Raw genomic sequence first — 16,970 nt, forward strand, 5'->3', positions numbered from 1 at the left:
GCGATGCCAGCCCGTGAAATCACCATCATCAACAAGCTGGGCCTGCACGCCCGAGCCGCCGCCAAGTTCGTTGGCGTGGCCAGCGCCTACCCTTGCCAGGTGCGCATCGGCCGCTCCAGAGAAAGCCTGGTCGACGGCAAGAGCATCATGGCGGTGATGATGCTGGCGGCCGGCAAGGGCACCCCGGTGCATCTGCACACCGAGGGCGAGCAGGATCACGAGGCGCTCGACGCGCTGGTCGGACTGATCGAGAACTACTTCGAAGAAGGCGAATGACACCGCCCGCACGAATGCAAAAGGCCACCGCAAGGTGGCCTTTCTGCTTGGCGCCTCAGCTGCCGGCGACGGTCATCCTCTCGATCAGCACCGAACCCGTATGGATATTGCCGCGCCGTTCCAGGTCGCTGCCCACCGCGACTATCTGGCGGAACATGTCGCGCAGATTGCCGGCGATGGTCACCTCCTGCACCGGGAACTGGATCTCGCCGTTCTCCACCCAGAAGCCGGCGGCGCCGCGCGAATAGTCGCCGGTGACCAGGTTCAGCCCCTGGCCCATCAGTTCAGTGACCAGCAGACCGCGGCCCATGCGCCGCAGCAGTGCCGCCTGGTCCTCGTCGCCGTGACTGACGTAGAGGTTGTGCACGCCGCCGGCGTTGGCCGTGCTGGGTAGGCCCAGCTTGCGCCCGGAGTAGGTGCCGAGCACGTAGGAGACCAGTTCGCCGTTCTCGACGAAGGGCTTGGCGTAGGTGGCCAGGCCGTCGCCGTCGAAGGTGGCGCTGCCCAGCTCGCGCGGCAGATGAGGACGTTCGTCGAGGCTCAGCCATTCGGGCAGCAGGCGCTGGCCGAGCGCCCCCTCGAGGAAGGAGGCATGGCGGTACAGGTTGCCGCCGGAGATCGCCGCCAGCAGATGACTGAACAGACCACCGGCCAGCTCTGCGGCGAACAGCACCGGCACCTCGCAGGTGGGCACCGGGCGCGCACCAAGCCGGCTTACTGCCCTGAGGGCGGCGCGCTGGCCGATATCCGCGGCATCGGCAAGCAGCTCGCCCTGGCGATTGACGTCGTACCAGTAGTCGCGCTGCATCTGCCCCTGGCCTTCGGCGATCATCACGCAACTCAGACTATGCCGGGTGCTGGCGTAACCGCCGATGAAACCATGGCTGTTGCCGTAGACACGGCAGCCCTGGTGAGTATTGAGGCTGGTGCCGTCGGCATTCTTGATCCGCGCGTCGCTGGCGAAGGCCGCCGCCTCGCAGGCCAGGGCTCGCTCCACGGCCTGCTCGGGGCTGAGCGGCCAGGGGTGGTAGAGATCCAGCTCGGGCAGCTCGCGGGCCATCAGCGCGGCATCGGCGAGGCCCGCGCACTCATCCTCGGAGGCGTGCTTGGCGATCGCCAGGGCAGCCGCCACGGTCTCGCGGATCGCCGCGCTGCCGGTCGCAGAGGTGCTCGCCGAACCCTTGCGCTGTCCCACGTAGAGGGTGATGCCGAAACCCTGGTCGCGGTTGAATTCGACGGTTTCCACTTCGCCCTGACGCACCGTGGTGGACAGGCCCTGACCGACGGATACCGCCACCTCGCAGGCGCTGGCGCCCTGGCGCTCGGCCTCGGCGAGAATCTCCTCGACCTGCGCCTGCAATTCGGGCAGGGCCTGCGGGCCGATCACGTCTGTTGCACTCATAACCACTCCGATTCTCATAAAGCCCCACGCAGCCCACTCGCTGCCGCGTGCGTTCGGTTGTCCCTGCAGCTCGAAGCTTGCGGCTCGAAACTGCCCCTACTGCTATCATGGCGGCGTTTCCCATTGGACCCGCCCCATGTCTGATTCCTTCGATGACTTCTCCCTCGAGAAGAGCAAAACCCAGATCAAACGCGAACTGCACGCCCTGCAGGACCTCGGCGAGCGCCTGACCACGCTCAAGCCGGACCTGCTGAACAAGCTGCCGCTGACCGACGCCCTGCGTCGCGCCCTGGCCGAAGCCCCCAAGCACGTGGCCCATGCCGCGCGCAAACGCCATATCCAGTTCATCGGCAAGCTGATGCGCGACCAGGATATCGAGGCGATCCTTGCCCTGATCGACCAGGTGGACAGCTCCACCCGGGAATACAACGAGCGCTTCCATGCCCTGGAACGTTGGCGCGACCGCCTGATCGCCGGTGGCGACGCAGCCCTGGAAGACTTCATCGGCCAGTATCCGGACGCCGACCGCCAGCACCTGCGCGGGCTGATCCGCCATGCCCAGCACGAGGCGGCGCACAACAAACCGCCAGCCGCGGCGCGCAAGGTGTTCAAGTACATCCGCGAGCTGGACGAAGTGGAACGCGGCCTGCGTTGACTCCCAGCGCATGTCTGGCGCCTGCCAGGCACTCCCCTCTCCGCTCACCCAGGAGCGCACGGCGCACCCTAGGATCTACGCGCCGGTTCCACCGACCGTGATCGCATCGATCTTCAGGGTCGGCTGGCCAACGCCCACCGGCACCGACTGGCCATCCTTGCCGCAGGTGCCGACGCCGCTGTCCAGGGCCAGGTCGTTGCCGACCATGGAAACCCGTCCCATGGCCTCCGGACCGTTGCCGATCAGGGTCGCGCCCTTGACCGGCGCGGTGATCTTGCCGTCCTCGATCAGATAGGCCTCGCTGGTGGAGAAGACGAACTTGCCGCTGGTGATGTCCACCTGGCCGCCGCCGAGGTTGGCGCAATAGATGCCCTTCTTCACCGACCGGATGATCTCCTCCGGATCGCTCTGCCCGGCCAGCATGTAGGTATTGGTCATGCGCGGCATCGGCAGGTGCGCGTACGACTCGCGCCGACCGTTGCCGGTGACCGCCACGCCCATCAGGCGGGCGTTCAGCTTGTCCTGCATATAGCCCTTGAGCACGCCGTTCTCGATCAGCGTGGTGCACTGGGTCGGCGTGCCTTCGTCGTCGACGCTGAGCGAGCCGCGCCGCCCCGGCAGGGTGCCGTCGTCGACTATGGTGCACAGACTGGAGGCCACTTTCTCGCCGATCCGGCCACTATAGGCCGAACTGCCCTTGCGATTGAAGTCGCCCTCCAGACCGTGGCCGACCGCCTCGTGCAGCAGCACGCCGGACCAGCCGGCGCCCATCACCACCGGCAGGGTCCCGGCCGGCGCGGAGGTCGCCTCGAGATTCACCAGCGCCTGGCGCAGCGCCTCGCGGGCATAGCCCATGGCGCGCTCCTCGCCGCCCGCGGTTCTCTCCAGGAAATAGCGGTAGTCGGTGCGCCCACCGCCACCATGGCCGCCCCGCTCGCGACGGCCATTGTGCTCGACGATCACGCTGACGTTGAAACGCACCAGCGGGCGCACGTCGGCGCTCAGGCTGCCGTCGTGGGCGGCGACCAGCACCCGCTCCCAGACGCCGGCCAGGCTCACGCTGACCTGCTTGATACGCGCGTCGAGGGCGCGGGTGGCGCGATCGATACGCTGCAGCAACTCGACCTTCTCGGCACGGCCGAGCACCTCCAGCGGGTTGTCCGGCGCATACAGGGCGCTGGCCTGCGGGCTGACGAACGCCTGCACGCGGCCCTGCTGGCCGGCCCGGGAGATCGAACGGGCGGCGCGCGCCGCCTGACTCAGAGCGTCACGGGTGATGGCATTGCTGTAGGCGAAGCCGGTCTTCTCACCGGACTGGGCGCGCACGCCGACTCCTTCGTCGAGGTTGAAACTGCCTTCCTTGACGATGCCGTCCTCCAGCACCCAGCTCTCCGAGACCTGGCTCTGGAAATACAGATCGGCGGCACCGATGCCCGGACCTGCGACCTCGCCCAATACCGCGGAGAGGCTGTCGAGGGTGAGGTTGCCGGGCGCGAGCAGGTGCTCGCTGACGGACTTCAGCATCTGGTTCATGGTCACTCCACTGCGATCGGACGCGGCACGTCCGATGAAAAAATTCGGCGGTGCGTCTGCACCGGCATGCGTTGACGAATGGCCTGCTGCTCGGCGACGTCGCGGCTCGCCAGCAACACCGCCTCACCCTGCGCGCACTCGGCCAGCACGCGGCCCCAGGGGTCGACGATGGCCGAGTGGCCGAAAGTCTGTCGCGGCCCGGGATGCTCGCCACCCTGCCCCGCCGCCAACAGGTAGCACTGGGTCTCGATGGCGCGGGCGCGGGTCAGTACCTGCCAGTGGGCGCCGCCGGTCACCGCGGTAAAGGCCGCCGGCACGCTGATCAGCTCGGCCCCGGCCTGGCGCAGCGCGCCGTACAGCTCGGGGAAGCGCAGGTCATAACAGACCGTCATGCCCATACGACCAATTGGAGTATCGGCAACCACCAAGCGTTCGCCGGGGGCGAAATCGTCCGACTCGCGGTAGCTGCCGCGGTTGTCGGCCACCTCGACATCGAACAGGTGCAGCTTGTCGTAGCGCGCGACCCGCTGGCCGTGCTCGTCGAACAGCAACGAACAGGCGCGCGGCTTGGCCTCGGGCGCATCGTCCGGCGGCAGCGGCAGAGTGCCGGCCACTATCCACAGGCGCAAGTCGAGGGCGGTGCGTTGCAGCCAAGGCAGGATCGGCCCCTGGCCCAGCGCCTCGGCGCGGCCGAGCGCGATCAGGTCGCGGCGGCCCATGGCGGCGAAATTCTCCGGCAACACCACCAGACGCGCACCATCGTTCGCCGCCCGCTCCAGCAGTCGACGAGCCCGGCTCAGGTTGGCCAGCACGTCGTCCTGGCTGACCATCTGGATAACGGCAAAGGTCATCGCACCCCCTTTATCGGCCGAGGAAACACGGCGCCCGGAACCGAGCCGCGGCTCACCTGGGTTTCTCGAAGGGCTTGTCGAAGGTGATCTGCGGATTCTGCATCGGTCCCTTGACGTCGTACTGCACGCTGGCAAAACGCGCCACCCGGTCGCCGAGCAGCTTGTCGACCACGAACAGCGCGCCACCGACGGCCGGCGCGCCGACGATCAGCGCCGCCAACGGCAGGTTGTTGGTTACCGGCAACGTTACCAGCAGCTTGGCATCGATCCGCTCATTGCGCATGTCGAGATTACCGTCGAGCTCCAGATTGCTCGAAGGACCGCTCAGGGCGATCGGCTCGCGCGTGGCGAACACGCCGTCATCGGCCTGCAGCACACCCTTGACCCGATCGTAACTCAGTCCCTTGCCGAGCAGGTCGGAGAAATCCAGGCGCAGGCGGCGGCCGATGGAGTTGAAGTTGAGCAGACCGAACACCCGCAGCGCCTGCGCCGACCCCTGCACCTCGACGAACTGGCCCTTGCGCAGCGAGGGCTCGAGGCGGCCAGAGAAGCGCTTGAGCGAAAGCCAGGCCGGCGAGCCGGGCCAATTACCATCGACATCGACGCGAAAACGCTCGCTGGTGACGCTGGGGGCGAAGCCCCAGGCCAACAGAACCTTGCCCAGGTCCTCGCCCTGCATGCTGCCCTTGTACCAGCTGCGGGTGGCCCCCGGTGCGCCACGCCAGCCGGCGCTGCCGCCGATCCTGAGGCCCTGCAGGTCCAGATCCAGTTCGTCGAAGCGCACCCCGTCCGGCTCCGGCCGCGCCTTCAGCGACCAGCTGCCGAGCGTCCTGTCGCCGCGTTGCAGGCGGTCGATACGTAGGTCCAGCGCCGGAATCTGCCGCGGATCGAAGGAGGCCAGCGGGTCGGGCGCATCGGCCGGCCTATCCGGATCGGCAGGCGGCAGGCGCAGGTAGTCGAGATCGACGCGAATCGGCGTGTCGGCCGCATCGGCCAGCAGCACGCGGCCGGCCGCCGGCTCGCTGTCCAGGCGCAGGGCCCAGGCCTGTCCCTCCCGCGTCAACCCCAGCTGCAGATCCTGCACCTCGCTGCCGAAACCACGCAGGCGCTCGACATGCAGCTGGACGTCCTTGAGCAGACGCCGGTCGTCGGCGCCGACCTCCACGGCATGGCGCTGACGCACCTGTTGCCAGGCCTCCCAGTCCAACTCGCTGAGCCGGCCGCGCAGGCGTAGGCCCTGGCTGGTGGGCAGGCGCGCCGGCTCGCCGCCGAGCATCAGTTCGCCGCGCCCCTGGTTCGGTTCCCCGGGCGGCGCGGCGAAAGCCAGGCTGAGCAGCCCCTGATAGTCCAGCCAGTAACGTCGTTCGTCGCCGGCCAGGGTCATGCGCCAGTCGGCATAGCGCTCCTGGGCGGCGGTCTTGGCGAACGGCGGCGGCAGGTCGATGGCCACGCCTTTGAGGTTGGAGTCGACGCGCAACTGGCTGTCGTCGCCATCGAGGGTAAGGCGCAGGCGATAGGGCAGCAGACCACTCAGCGGCAGGGTCTGGGATACGCCGAGCCAGCGCCGCAGGGTCTCGACCTCAGCCTGGCCGCGCACATCGAACAGCGTCCGCGCGCCTTCGGCGCTGATCTTGCCGCGCAGCGGATGGCCGAACAGCCGAGCGCGCACGTCCGGCGCGCTGAGGCCGCTGGCGCTGTTGAAACGGAACGCGCCCTGGATCTGGCTCAGCTGCAAGGCGGGCGTGGCCAGTTCGAGGCTGGCGCCCTCGGTGGCGAAGTCCACCACCACGCCGGGGGGCTGGCCCTTGCTCAGCGGAATATCCAGTTGCAGGCGCCCGGCCAGTGGGCCTTGGCCCTGCCAGCCGGCAAATACCTCGGCGGTGCCCAGCGGCGCTTCCTGCAACAGTTTGAGAGCGTCGCCCAGGCTGCTGCTCACCTCGCCCTCCAGCTTCAGCCGCGGTGGCCGGCCATCGTGCAGCAGGGCAATGTCGGCCGTGACATCCTTGACCTGACTGTTCAGCAGGCGCCCGCTCTGCAGGCGCACGCGCACCGCATCGTCCTCGATCAGCACCTCGGCGTTGCCTTCGCGCAACGACGGCCAGCCCGGCTGGAAGGCCAGTTCGGCATCCTCGACCTGGAAGAACAGGCTGAGGCTGCGCGCCTCCCTGGCCGCGCCCTTGTTCAACGAGCCCTGGTACTGGAAGTAGCCCTCCTCGATCCTGCCACCGCGAATCGCGGTCTGCAGCCAGTGGCTCAACTCGTCACTCATGCCCGGCGAGCGGGTCGGCAGGTATTTTTCGGTGTACAGCGCATCGCCGTCGCGCAGGCCGACCCGCAGGTCCATGTAGTCCTCGGCCGCGGCATCGCGGCGCAGTCGGATCAGCATGTCGCCGGCGATCTGCCCCTCCTCGCCGTCCAGGCGCATATAGGGGCTGGCCAGCGTCAGGCCGTCCTCGTTCCATAGCCAGCGCAGCCGCGCCTGGGCATGGCGGTAGCGCCAGGGCTGGGGAAACAGCTGATCCAGATGCAGGGCGAAGTCCTCGCTGTCCAGGCGCAGCTCGCCCCGCTGCAGGTCGCCGCTGACGCTGCCACTGGCGTTCTCGGCGGCCGGCGCGCCGCGATAGGCGGACATGCCGACGTTGCGCAACTCGGCGGCGAATCGCAGGCGCTCGGCCCCCGCCAGCGCCGGCCGATAGTCGAGCCGAACGTTGTGCAGGCTACCGAACGGAGCCAGGCCGGCCAGCGCCTGCTGCGCGGCCTCGGGCATCGGCGCCAGCGCGCCGGCCAGTGGCGCCCAGTCGGCCAGGTCGACGCGATCGACGCTCAGTTGCCAGCGCTGCTCGCCGCTCTCGGCGAGCTGCTGACGCAAGGCCAGCCGCGACTCGCCGATGCGCCGCTGGCCATGGCTGAGGGCCAGGGAATCGAGCACCACCTGCACGCCCTCGGCGCCGCGCTGGAAATAGGCGTTGAAGGCCAGATCGTCCAGGGTCACGGCTTCACGTTCGGCGTAGCTGGCAACCGCTTGCGGCGCATGCAGGCGCAGCGCGCCGCGCTGCAGCCGGTCGCCGCGCGTGCTCAGCCATAGCTCGCCGCCAGCCTGCAGGCGCAGCAGGTGCCAGCCGGCGGTCAATCGCGGCGGCAGCCAGGCGGCCCAGTCGCTCTGCGGCAGGCTCAGATAGAGCTCGGCCTGGGTCTGCCGCCATTGCTGCGGCTGCATGCGGGTGCGCAGCTGCAGGCTCAGCGGTTTGCCGTCGGGCAGCAGCACGCGGGCATCGAGGCGCTGGCTGGTGGCGCCGTAGCGCAGGCTGAGGTTGAGGTAGCTGAGCTTCAGCGGCTCCTGGCCGGCGGCCTGCAGCACTACCTGGCTGTCCACCAGGCTCAGCCGCTGCACCACACGCAGACGCTGCAACAGCTCGGCGACGTCGGCACGCCCGCCCTGCGGCCCGTCAGGCAGGCCCTGCAGACGCCAGCTGCCGTCGTCCTGCTGCTGCACGTGCAGTTGCAAGCCGGTCAGCTGCAGATGGCCGATGCGGGCCCGGCGCGCCAGCAGGCTGGCCAGCATGTCCGGCTGCACCCGCACGCGATCCAGCAACAGGCGCTGCTCGCCGTCGCCGACTTGCACGTCGCGCGCCAGGAGCATGGGGGCGAAGCCCTGCCATTGCCCTTCCAGCGCGCCGATGCGCACCGGCACGCCGAGTGTGGCGCTGGCACGATCTTCCAGCTCGAGACGGTACTCGGCGACCCAGGGCACCAGCTCGCGGCCCAGGCTGACATACAGTGCCGCCAGCACCAGCAGCGCCGCGCAGACGCCCAGCGTCCAGCGCAGCAGGGCCATCAGCAGACGCGCCAGACGGTTCACCTCAGCGGTGCCCACAGTCAGAGCAGCACCACATCGTACTGTTCCTGGGAATAGATGGTCTCCACCTGGAACTTGATGGTCCGGCCGATGAAGGCCTCCAGATCGGCGACGTTGCCCGACTCCTCGTCGAGCAGGCGGTCGACCACCTTCTGGTTGGCCAGTACCCGATAGCCCTCGGCCTGATAGGCACGCGCCTCACGCAGGATCTCGCGGAAGATCTCGTAGCAGATGGTCTCCGGGGTTTTCAGCTTGCCGCGGCCCTGGCAGGCGCTGCATGGTTCGCAGAGGATCTGCTCGAGACTCTCGCGGGTGCGCTTGCGGGTCATCTGCACCAGTCCCAGCTCGGTGATGCCGATGATATTGGTCTTGGCGTGGTCGCGCTCGAGCTGCTTCTCCAGGGTACGCAGCACCTGACGCTGGTGCTCCTCGTCCTCCATGTCGATGAAGTCGATGATGATGATCCCGCCCAGGTTGCGCAGGCGCAGCTGGCGGGCGATGGCCGTGGCCGCCTCGAGGTTGGTCTTGAAGATGGTCTCTTCCAGCGTGCGATGGCCGACGAAGGCGCCGGTATTGACGTCGATGGTGCTCATCGCCTCCGCCGGGTCGACGATCAGGTAGCCGCCGGACTTGAGCGGCACCTTGCGCTCCAGGGCGCGCTGGATCTCGTCCTCGACGCCGTACAGGTCGAAGATCGGCCGCTCGCCGGGGTAGTGCTCGAGACGGTCGGCGATCTCCGGCATCAGCTCGGCGACGAACTGGGTGATCTTCTGGAAGGTCTCGCGCGAATCGACGCGGATCTTCTCGGTGCGCGGGCTGACCAGGTCGCGCAGGGTGCGCAGGGCCAGCGACAGGTCCTCGTAGATCACCATCGGCGCCTTGGCGCTCTGAATCTGCGCGGCGATCTGGTCCCACAGGCGGCGCAGATAGCGGATGTCGATGAGGATCTCGTCGGCGCCGGCGCCCTCGGCCGCGGTGCGCAGGATGAAACCGCCGGCCTCCTCGATGCCCTCGGCCGCCACACAGTCGGCCACCACCTGTTTGAGGCGGTCGCGCTCGGCCTCTTCCTCGATCTTCAGCGAGATGCCGACATGGCTGGTGCGCGGCATGTACACCAGGTAGCGGGAGGGGATCGACAGCTGGGTGGTCAGGCGCGCGCCCTTACTGGCGATCGGGTCCTTGGTGACCTGCACCACGAGGCTCTGGCCCTCATGCACCAGGGCGCTGATCGGTTCGACCGCCGAGCCCTCGCGGGTGGAGATTTCCGAGGCGTGGATGAAGGCCGCGCGCTCCAGGCCGATGTCGACGAACGCCGCCTGCATGCCCGGCAGCACGCGCACCACCTTGCCCTTGTAGATATTGCCGACAATGCCGCGCTTCTGCGTGCGCTCGACGTGCACTTCCTGCAGCACGCCGTTTTCCACCACCGCCACGCGCGATTCCATCGGCGTGATATTGATCAGAATCTCTTCGCTCATGCATCCATCCCGATGGTCATGCCGGCCGGACTACGGCCGCGCTGTCAAGCTGATTCAAGCCTGCGCCGGCACCTGCCAGCAGGCGATGCCGAACTCGCCGAGCAACTCGGCCGTTTCGCACAGCGGCAACCCCACCACCGCCGAGTAGCTGCCCTCGAGGCGGCTGACGAATACCGCGGCCAGGCCCTGGATACCATAGCCGCCGGCTTTGTCGCACGGCTCGCCGCTGGCCCAGTAGGCTTCGATCTCGTCCTGGCTCAGCATGCGGAAGCTGACCTCGCTGGCCACTACCCGCGCAGCCTCGCGCTCGCCATTGGCCAGCGCCACCGCGGTCATTACCTGATGGCTGCGCCCCGACAGCGCCAGCAGCATCGCGCGGCATTCGGCGAAATCCGCCGGTTTGCCGAGAATGCGTCCGTCCAGCACCACCGCGGTATCGGCGCCGAGCACCACGGCATCGCCCGGTGCCTGCAATGCGGCCAGGCCGGCACGCGCCTTCTCCCGCGCCAGACGTTCTACATAGGCCGCCGCGGGCTCGCCTGGCAACGGATTTTCGTCTATCGATGCGATTTGCGTGACACAGGGCACGGCGATCTGCGCCAGCAGCTCGCGACGGCGGGGCGAGGCGGAGGCCAGGTAGAGCGAGGGCATGGACTTCTCCCTGTCGAGCGGGGCGCGACCGGCCAGGGCTGGCACGCTCAGTTGACGTTAAGGCGCAGATGCAGGCCGCGCAGGATGGTGCAGACCCAGGGCCAGAGCAGCGCGCTGACCAACGCCGGCAGGACGAAGGCCAGGGTCGGCGGGCGGCTGCCGGTCAGGGCATTGAGCCACAGTTGCACCAGCTGGGCCAGGCCGAACACCACCAGCAGCACGGTACTCTGCTGCCACATGGGGAACATGCGCAGACGCTGATGCAGGCTCAGCACCAGGAAGGTGATCAGGGTCAGGATCAGCGCGTTCTGCCCGAGCAGCGCACCGAACAGCACGTCCTGAGCCAGACCGAGCACCCAGGCGGTGGTCATGCCGACTCGATGCGGCAGCGCCAGCACCCAATAGGTCAGCACCAGCGCCACCCACAGCGGCCGGCCGATCTGCATGAACTCCGGCAACGGCGAGACACTGAGCAGCAGGCCGAAGGCCAGGCTGAGCCAGATCACCCAGCCGTTGCGCGGTTGCACGCCGACCATCAGTTCACCTCCTGTGCAGCCGCTGGCGCCGCAGCGGCCGGTTCGCTCGCCGCACCAGGCTGCGCCTCGGCGGCCGGTGCAGCATCTTCCGCGCGCGTCTGCTCGGCCTGGCGGTCGGCGGCTTCCTGGGCCTCGGCCGAATCGTTGGCACGCTGCTCGGGGGTGCGCCGGTCGGAGAACACCAGCAACAGGTAGCGGCTGCGATTGAGCGCGGCGGTGGGCACGGCGCGGACGATGGCAAAGGGTTGGCCGGAGTCGTGGATCACTTCCTTGACCGTGGCCACCGGGTAGCCGGCGGGGAAGCGCTGGCCCATGCCGGAGCTGACCAGCAGGTCGCCCTCCTTGATGTCCGCGGTGTCGGCCACGTGACGCAGCTCCAGGCGCTCCGGGTTGCCGGTGCCGACGGCGATGGCGCGCAGGCCGTTGCGGTTGACCTGCACCGGAATGCTGTGGGTGGTATCGGTGAGCAGCAGCACGCGGGCAGTGTAGGGCATGATCTCGACCACCTGGCCCATCAGCCCGCGGGCGTCGAGCACCGGCTGACCGAGGAACACGCCGTCCTTCTCGCCCTTGTCGATCAGGATGCGGTGGGTGTAGGGGTTGGGGTCGACGCCGATCAGCTCGCCGACCAGCACCTCCTCGTCCACCAGCGCCGCCGAGTTGAGCAGTTCGCGCAGACGTACGTTCTGCTCGGTCAGCGCGGCCAGCTTCTGCAGGCGACGCTGCAGCAGCAGGGCCTCGGCCTTGAGCTTCTCGTTCTCGGCCATCAGTTCGCTGCGGGTGGAAATCTGCTGGGTGGCGCCGTCCCAGACGCGCACCGGCAGGTCGGCCAGCCAGTAGAACGGCGTCAGTACCAGGCCCAGCTGGCTGCGCACCGGCTTGAGCGCCTCGAAGCGGGCGTCGACCACCATCAGCACGGCCGACAGCACGGCCAGCACCAGCAGGCGGATGCCCAGCGAAGGGCCCTTGGCGAAGAGCGGCTTAATGGCCGGCTCCTTGGGCGCCGCGAGGGCGCAAGACGCGCGAGTTCATGCGAAAGGCAAACCGATCCGGCAAATGGGGCGAGTGTACTGCAGTGCTTGAACATGCGCGTGCCGCCCGGAGGCGGCACGGCGAACCGGGCTGGGGCGTCGGATTACTCCGAGGACAGCAGGTCCATGGTGTGGCGGTCCATCATCTCCAGCGCCTTGCCGCCGCCACGGGCGACGCAGGTCAGCGGGTCTTCGGCGACTATCACCGGCAGGCCGGTTTCCTGCGCCAGCAGCTTGTCCAGGTCGCGCAGCAGCGCGCCGCCGCCGGTCAGCACCAGGCCGCGCTCGGCGATATCCGAGGCCAGTTCGGGCGGCGATTGCTCCAGGGCGCTCTTGACCGCCTGGACGATGGTCGCCAGGGACTCCTGCAGCGCCTCGAGCACTTCGTTGGAATTGAGGGTGAAGCTGCGCGGCACGCCCTCGGCCAGGTTGCGGCCACGCACGTCGACTTCGCGGATCTCGCCGCCCGGGTAGGCGGTGCCGATTTCCTGCTTGATGCGCTCGGCGGTGGATTCGCCGATCAGCGAGCCGTAGTTGCGGCGCACATAGGTGATGATGGCTTCGTCGAAGCGGTCGCCGCCGACCCGCACGGACTCGGCGTAGACCACGCCGTTCAGCGAGATCAGGGCGATCTCGGTGGTGCCGCCACCGATATCGACGACCATCGAGCCACGGGCTTCTTCCACCGGCAGGCCGGCGCCGATGGCCGCGGCCATGGGTTCTTCGATCAGGAACACTTCACGGGCACCGGCGCCCAGGGCCGATTCACGGATGGCGCGGCGCTCGACCTGGGTCGACTTGCACGGCACGCAGATCAGCACGCGCGGCGAGGGCTGCAGGAAGCTGTTCTCGTGCACCTTGTTGATGAAGTACTGCAGCATCTTCTCGCAGACGCTGAAATCGGCGATGACGCCATCCTTCATCGGGCGGATGGCGGCGATGTTGCCCGGGGTACGGCCGAGCATGCGCTTGGCCTCGGAGCCGACGGCGACGACACTTTTCTGGTTACCGTGGGTACGAATGGCGACCACGGAAGGCTCGTTCAGCACGATGCCGCGTTCGCGCACATAAATAAGGGTATTGGCAGTGCCCAGGTCGATCGAAAGATCGCTGGAAAACATGCCACGCAGTTTCTTGAACATGGGGAAAGGGACCCTGGGGCAACGCGTGGGTAAAAAAGTGCGGCAAACTCTAACAACGGCGGGGATTTTGAGCAAGGCGCCGATATGGTAGATTGCCTGTTTTTCCGGGCCTTGCGCCCGCTTCAGCGCGGCCTTTGACCAGCGGCTTGCGACATCCGTTCCCTGCCTATGACCCCGTTCACACTTCCACTGGAGACCCCCCATGGCGCTTGAACGCTCCGAGGTGGAAAAAATCGCCCATCTGGCCCGACTCGGCCTCGATGAGAGCGATATTCCGCAAACCACCGCGACCCTGAACAACATTCTCGGCCTGATCGACCAGATGCAGGCGGTCGACACCCAGGGCATCGAGCCCCTGGCCCATCCGCTGGAAGCCACCCAGCGCCTGCGCCCCGATGTGGTCGGCGAGAGCAACCAGCGCGACGCCTACCAGGCCATCGCTCCGGCTGTGGAAAACGGCCTGTACCTCGTGCCGAAAGTCATCGAATAAAGGAAAGGGCCCGACATGCATCAATTGACCCTGGCCGAGATCGCCCGCGCACTCGCCGCCAAAGAGTTCTCTGCCGAAGAGCTGAGTCGCAGCCTGCTGGCGCGCATCGCGCAGCTCGACCCGCAGCTCAACAGCTTTATCACCGTCACCGAAGACCTCGCCATCGACCAGGCCAAGGCCGCCGACGCGCGCCGCGCCGCCGGCGAGAACGGCGCCCTGCTCGGCGCGCCGATCGGCCACAAGGACCTGTTCTGCACCAGGAACGTGCTGACCAGCTGCGGCTCGAAGATCCTCACCGGTTTCAAGGCGCCCTACGACGCCACCGTGGTGGAAAAACTCGCCGCCGCCGGCGCCGTGACCCTCGGCAAGCTGAACATGGACGAGTTCGCCATGGGCTCGGCCAACGAATCCAGCCACTACGGTGCGGTGAAGAACCCCTGGGACCCGACCCGCGTACCGGGTGGATCGAGCGGCGGCTCCGCCGCCGCCGTGGCCGCGCGCCTGCTGCCGGCCGCCACCGGCACCGATACCGGCGGCTCGATCCGCCAGCCGGCCGCGCTGACCAACCTCACCGGGATCAAGCCGACCTACGGCCGCGTCTCGCGCTGGGGCATGATCGCCTACGCCTCCAGCCTCGATCAGGGCGGCCCGCTGGCCCGCACCGCCGAGGATTGCGCGCTGCTGCTCGGCGCCATGGCCGGCTTCGATGCCAAGGACAGCACCTGCGTCGAGCAGCCGGTCGACGACTACCTGGCGGCGCTGAGTCAGCCGCTTTCCGGCCTGCGCATCGGCCTGCCCAAGGAATACTTCGGCGCCGGCCTCGACGCGCGCATCGGCGAGAAGGTGCTGGCCGTGGTCGAGGAGCTGAAGAAGCTAGGCGCCACGGTCAAGGACATCTCGCTGCCGAACATGCAGCACGCGATTCCCGCCTACTACGTGATCGCGCCGGCCGAGGCCAGCTCCAACCTGTCGCGTTTCGACGGCGTACGCTTCGGCTACCGCTGCGAGAACCCGGTCAACCTCGAAGACCTGTACAAGCGCTCGCGTGGCGAAGGCTTCGGCGCCGAGGTCAAACGCCGCATCATGGTCGGCACCTACGCGCTGTCGGCCGGTTACTACGACGCCTACTACATCAAGGCGCAGCAAATCCGCCGCCTGATCAAGAACGACTTCGTCGCGGCCTTCAAGGACGTCGACCTGATCCTCGGTCCGACCACGCCGAATCTGGCCTGGAAGCTCGGCGAGAAGAACGCCGACCCGGTGTCCGCCTACCTGGAAGACATCTACACCATCACCGCCAACCTCGCCGGCGTCCCCGGCCTGTCGATGCCGGCCGGCTTCGTCGAAGGCCTGCCGGTGGGCGTGCAGCTGCTCGGCAACTATTTCCAGGAAGGCCGATTGCTGAATGTCGCGCACCAGTACCAGCAGGTCAGCGACTGGCACAAACAAGCGCCCAATGGCTTCTGAGGCAAAGGCCCGCCCCTGTAGGAGCCCGCTTGCGGGCGATGAATGGATCGCCCGCAGGCGGGCTCCTACGGATCAAGAGGCGGCAGCCGTTTGCAACGCATTCGAGGAACACTAAAGATGCAATGGGAAACAGTCATCGGGCTCGAGATCCACGCTCAGCTCAGCACCCAATCGAAGATCTTCTCGGCCAGCGCCACCAGCTTCGGCGCCGAGCCCAACACCCAGGCCAGCCTGATCGACCTCGGCATGCCCGGCACCTTGCCTGTGCTCAACGCCGAGGCGGTGCGCATGGCGGTGAAGTTCGGCCTGGCGATCGACGCGCATATTGCGCCGCAGAACGTCTTCGCCCGTAAGAACTACTTCTACCCGGACCTGCCCAAGGGCTACCAGACCAGCCAGATGGAGCATCCCATCGTTGGCAAGGGCCATCTCGACATCACCTTGGAAGACGGCAGCGTCAAGCGTATCGGCATCACCCGCGCGCACCTGGAAGAGGACGCCGGCAAGAGCCTGCACGAAGACTTCCACGGCATGAGCGGCATCGACCTCAACCGCGCCGGCACGCCGCTGCTGGAGATCGTTTCCGAGCCGGATATCCGCAGCGCCAAGGAAGCCGTGGCCTACGTCAAGGCGATCCACGCGCTCGTTCGCTACCTCGGCATCTGCGACGGCAATATGGCCGAAGGCTCGCTGCGCTGCGACTGCAACGTTTCGGTGCGGCCCAAGGGCCAGGCCGAGTTCGGCACCCGCGCCGAGATCAAGAACGTCAACTCGTTCCGCTTCATCGAAAAGGCCATCAACCATGAGGTGCAGCGGCAGATCGAACTGATCGAGGATGGCGGCCAGGTGGTGCAGGAAACCCGCCTGTACGACCCGAACAAAGACCAGACGCGCTCCATGCGCAGCAAGGAAGAGGCCAACGACTACCGCTACTTCCCCTGCCCGGATCTGCTGCCGGTGGTGATCGAGCAGAGCTTCCTCGACGAGGTGCGCGCCAGCCTGCCGGAGTTGCCGGTGCAGAAGCGCGAGCGTTTCGAGAGCCAGTTCGGCCTGTCCACCTACGACGCCACGGTGCTCGCCGCCAGCCGCGAGATGGCCGACTACTTCGAGGCGGTCAATGCCGTGTGCGGCGACGCCAAGCTGGCCGCCAACTGGGTGATGGGCGAGCTGTCCAGCCTGCTCAACAAGGAAGGCCTGGAGATCGAGCAGTCGCCAGTCTCCGCCGAACAGCTGGGCGGCATGATCCTGCGCATCAAGGACAACACCATCAGCGGCAAGATCGCCAAGATGGTGTTCGAGGCCCTGGCCGCAGGCGAAGGTGCAACAGCCGATGAAATCATCGAGAGCAAGGGCCTCAAGCAGGTCACCGACTCGGGCGCCATCGAGAAGATGCTCGACGAGGTGCTGGCCGCCAATGCCGAGCAGGTCGAGCAGTACCGCGCCAGCGACGAAGCCAAGCGCGGCAAGATGTTCGGCTTCTTCGTCGGCCAGGCCATGAAGGCCTCGAAAGGCAAGGCCAACCCGGGGCAAGTGAACGAACTGCTGAAGAAGAAGCTCGAAGGCTGAGCCGGACCGGCTCGCCTACCGCCGCTGCAACGACGC

General features: G+C 67.5%; 14 protein-coding genes. 5 read left to right on the plus strand and 9 right to left on the minus strand.

Annotation, left to right across the window (positions count from 1 at the left end; genetic code table 11):
- Window positions 1-3 precede the first annotated feature (3 nt).
- Window positions 4-276: an HPr family phosphocarrier protein gene (locus ACUTAF_RS16445; RefSeq protein ID WP_445580965.1), complete on the plus strand. Its 273-nt coding sequence runs from the start codon at window positions 4-6 to the stop codon at window positions 274-276.
- A 55-nt stretch (window positions 277-331) separates the two neighbouring features.
- On the opposite strand, the gene pmbA is transcribed toward ACUTAF_RS16445, so the two are convergent.
- Window positions 332-1,678 carry a metalloprotease PmbA gene (pmbA, locus tag ACUTAF_RS16450; RefSeq protein ID WP_445580966.1) on the minus strand — a complete coding sequence of 449 codons (1,347 nt, stop codon included), beginning with the start codon at window positions 1,676-1,678 and terminating at the stop codon, window positions 332-334.
- Between the two features lie 136 nt (window positions 1,679-1,814).
- Between pmbA and yjgA the strand changes: the two genes are divergently transcribed.
- Complete coding sequence (yjgA, locus tag ACUTAF_RS16455) at window positions 1,815-2,333, plus strand: ribosome biogenesis factor YjgA (protein ID WP_445580967.1); 519 nt, start codon at window positions 1,815-1,817, stop codon at window positions 2,331-2,333.
- A gap of 75 nt (window positions 2,334-2,408) precedes the next feature.
- Here yjgA and tldD read toward each other — a convergent pair whose 3' ends face one another.
- The 8 genes from tldD to mreB form a co-directional block, all read right to left on the minus strand.
- The gene (tldD, locus tag ACUTAF_RS16460; protein ID WP_445580968.1) at window positions 2,409-3,866 is read right to left on the minus strand and encodes a metalloprotease TldD; all 1,458 of its coding nucleotides are present in this window, start codon (window positions 3,864-3,866) and stop codon (window positions 2,409-2,411) included.
- 2 nt (window positions 3,867-3,868) lie between these two features.
- Entirely contained in the window at window positions 3,869-4,717 is an 849-nt protein-coding gene (locus tag ACUTAF_RS16465) for a carbon-nitrogen hydrolase family protein (RefSeq protein ID WP_445580969.1), read from the minus strand.
- 52 nt (window positions 4,718-4,769) lie between these two features.
- The gene (locus tag ACUTAF_RS16470; RefSeq protein ID WP_445580970.1) at window positions 4,770-8,576 is read right to left on the minus strand and encodes a YhdP family protein; all 3,807 of its coding nucleotides are present in this window, start codon (window positions 8,574-8,576) and stop codon (window positions 4,770-4,772) included.
- A gap of 17 nt (window positions 8,577-8,593) precedes the next feature.
- Complete coding sequence (gene rng / locus ACUTAF_RS16475; RefSeq protein ID WP_445580971.1) at window positions 8,594-10,051, minus strand: ribonuclease G; 1,458 nt, start codon at window positions 10,049-10,051, stop codon at window positions 8,594-8,596.
- A gap of 54 nt (window positions 10,052-10,105) precedes the next feature.
- Window positions 10,106-10,702, minus strand: a complete 597-nt coding sequence (locus ACUTAF_RS16480; RefSeq protein WP_445580972.1) for a Maf family protein — start codon at window positions 10,700-10,702, stop codon at window positions 10,106-10,108.
- 47 nt (window positions 10,703-10,749) lie between these two features.
- Window positions 10,750-11,238, minus strand: a complete 489-nt coding sequence (gene mreD / locus ACUTAF_RS16485; protein WP_445580973.1) for a rod shape-determining protein MreD — start codon at window positions 11,236-11,238, stop codon at window positions 10,750-10,752.
- The gene (gene mreC / locus ACUTAF_RS16490; RefSeq protein ID WP_445580974.1) at window positions 11,238-12,176 is read right to left on the minus strand and encodes a rod shape-determining protein MreC; all 939 of its coding nucleotides are present in this window, start codon (window positions 12,174-12,176) and stop codon (window positions 11,238-11,240) included. The genes mreD and mreC overlap by 1 nt, the downstream gene beginning before the upstream one ends.
- 197 nt (window positions 12,177-12,373) lie before the next feature.
- On the minus strand, window positions 12,374-13,411 hold the full coding sequence (mreB, locus tag ACUTAF_RS16495) for a rod shape-determining protein MreB (RefSeq protein WP_397486415.1): 1,038 nt from the start codon (window positions 13,409-13,411) through the stop codon (window positions 12,374-12,376).
- A 202-nt stretch (window positions 13,412-13,613) separates the two neighbouring features.
- Here mreB and gatC point away from each other — a divergent pair, with 202 nt between their 5' ends.
- From gatC to gatB, 3 genes are all read left to right on the plus strand, one after another.
- Window positions 13,614-13,901 (plus strand): Asp-tRNA(Asn)/Glu-tRNA(Gln) amidotransferase subunit GatC, encoded by a 288-nt coding sequence (gatC, locus tag ACUTAF_RS16500; protein ID WP_445580975.1) that lies wholly within the window; start codon window positions 13,614-13,616, stop codon window positions 13,899-13,901.
- 15 nt (window positions 13,902-13,916) lie between these two features.
- Entirely contained in the window at window positions 13,917-15,368 is a 1,452-nt protein-coding gene (gene gatA, locus ACUTAF_RS16505) for an Asp-tRNA(Asn)/Glu-tRNA(Gln) amidotransferase subunit GatA (RefSeq protein ID WP_445580976.1), read from the plus strand.
- A gap of 117 nt (window positions 15,369-15,485) precedes the next feature.
- The gene (gatB, locus tag ACUTAF_RS16510; RefSeq protein ID WP_445580977.1) at window positions 15,486-16,934 is read left to right on the plus strand and encodes an Asp-tRNA(Asn)/Glu-tRNA(Gln) amidotransferase subunit GatB; all 1,449 of its coding nucleotides are present in this window, start codon (window positions 15,486-15,488) and stop codon (window positions 16,932-16,934) included.
- Window positions 16,935-16,970 lie beyond the last annotated feature (36 nt).

This window comes from Pseudomonas sp. SP16.1 (genome assembly GCF_052682975.1).

Excerpts from the sequence above, each read along its gene's own strand:
- ACUTAF_RS16445 (WP_445580965.1), top strand. The coding sequence starts at position 4 with ATGCCAGCCCGTGAAATCACCATCATCAACAAGCTGGGCCTGCACGCC.
- pmbA (WP_445580966.1), bottom strand. The coding sequence starts at position 1,678 with ATGAGTGCAACAGACGTGATCGGCCCGCAGGCCCTGCCCGAATTGCAG.
- yjgA (WP_445580967.1), top strand. The coding sequence starts at position 1,815 with ATGTCTGATTCCTTCGATGACTTCTCCCTCGAGAAGAGCAAAACCCAG.
- tldD (WP_445580968.1), bottom strand. The coding sequence starts at position 3,866 with ATGAACCAGATGCTGAAGTCCGTCAGCGAGCACCTGCTCGCGCCCGGC.
- ACUTAF_RS16465 (WP_445580969.1), bottom strand. The coding sequence starts at position 4,717 with ATGACCTTTGCCGTTATCCAGATGGTCAGCCAGGACGACGTGCTGGCC.
- rng (WP_445580971.1), bottom strand. The coding sequence starts at position 10,051 with ATGAGCGAAGAGATTCTGATCAATATCACGCCGATGGAATCGCGCGTG.
- ACUTAF_RS16480 (WP_445580972.1), bottom strand. The coding sequence starts at position 10,702 with ATGCCCTCGCTCTACCTGGCCTCCGCCTCGCCCCGCCGTCGCGAGCTG.
- mreD (WP_445580973.1), bottom strand. The coding sequence starts at position 11,238 with ATGGTCGGCGTGCAACCGCGCAACGGCTGGGTGATCTGGCTCAGCCTG.
- mreB (WP_397486415.1), bottom strand. The coding sequence starts at position 13,411 with ATGTTCAAGAAACTGCGTGGCATGTTTTCCAGCGATCTTTCGATCGAC.
- gatC (WP_445580975.1), top strand. The coding sequence starts at position 13,614 with ATGGCGCTTGAACGCTCCGAGGTGGAAAAAATCGCCCATCTGGCCCGA.
- gatA (WP_445580976.1), top strand. The coding sequence starts at position 13,917 with ATGCATCAATTGACCCTGGCCGAGATCGCCCGCGCACTCGCCGCCAAA.
- gatB (WP_445580977.1), top strand. The coding sequence starts at position 15,486 with ATGCAATGGGAAACAGTCATCGGGCTCGAGATCCACGCTCAGCTCAGC.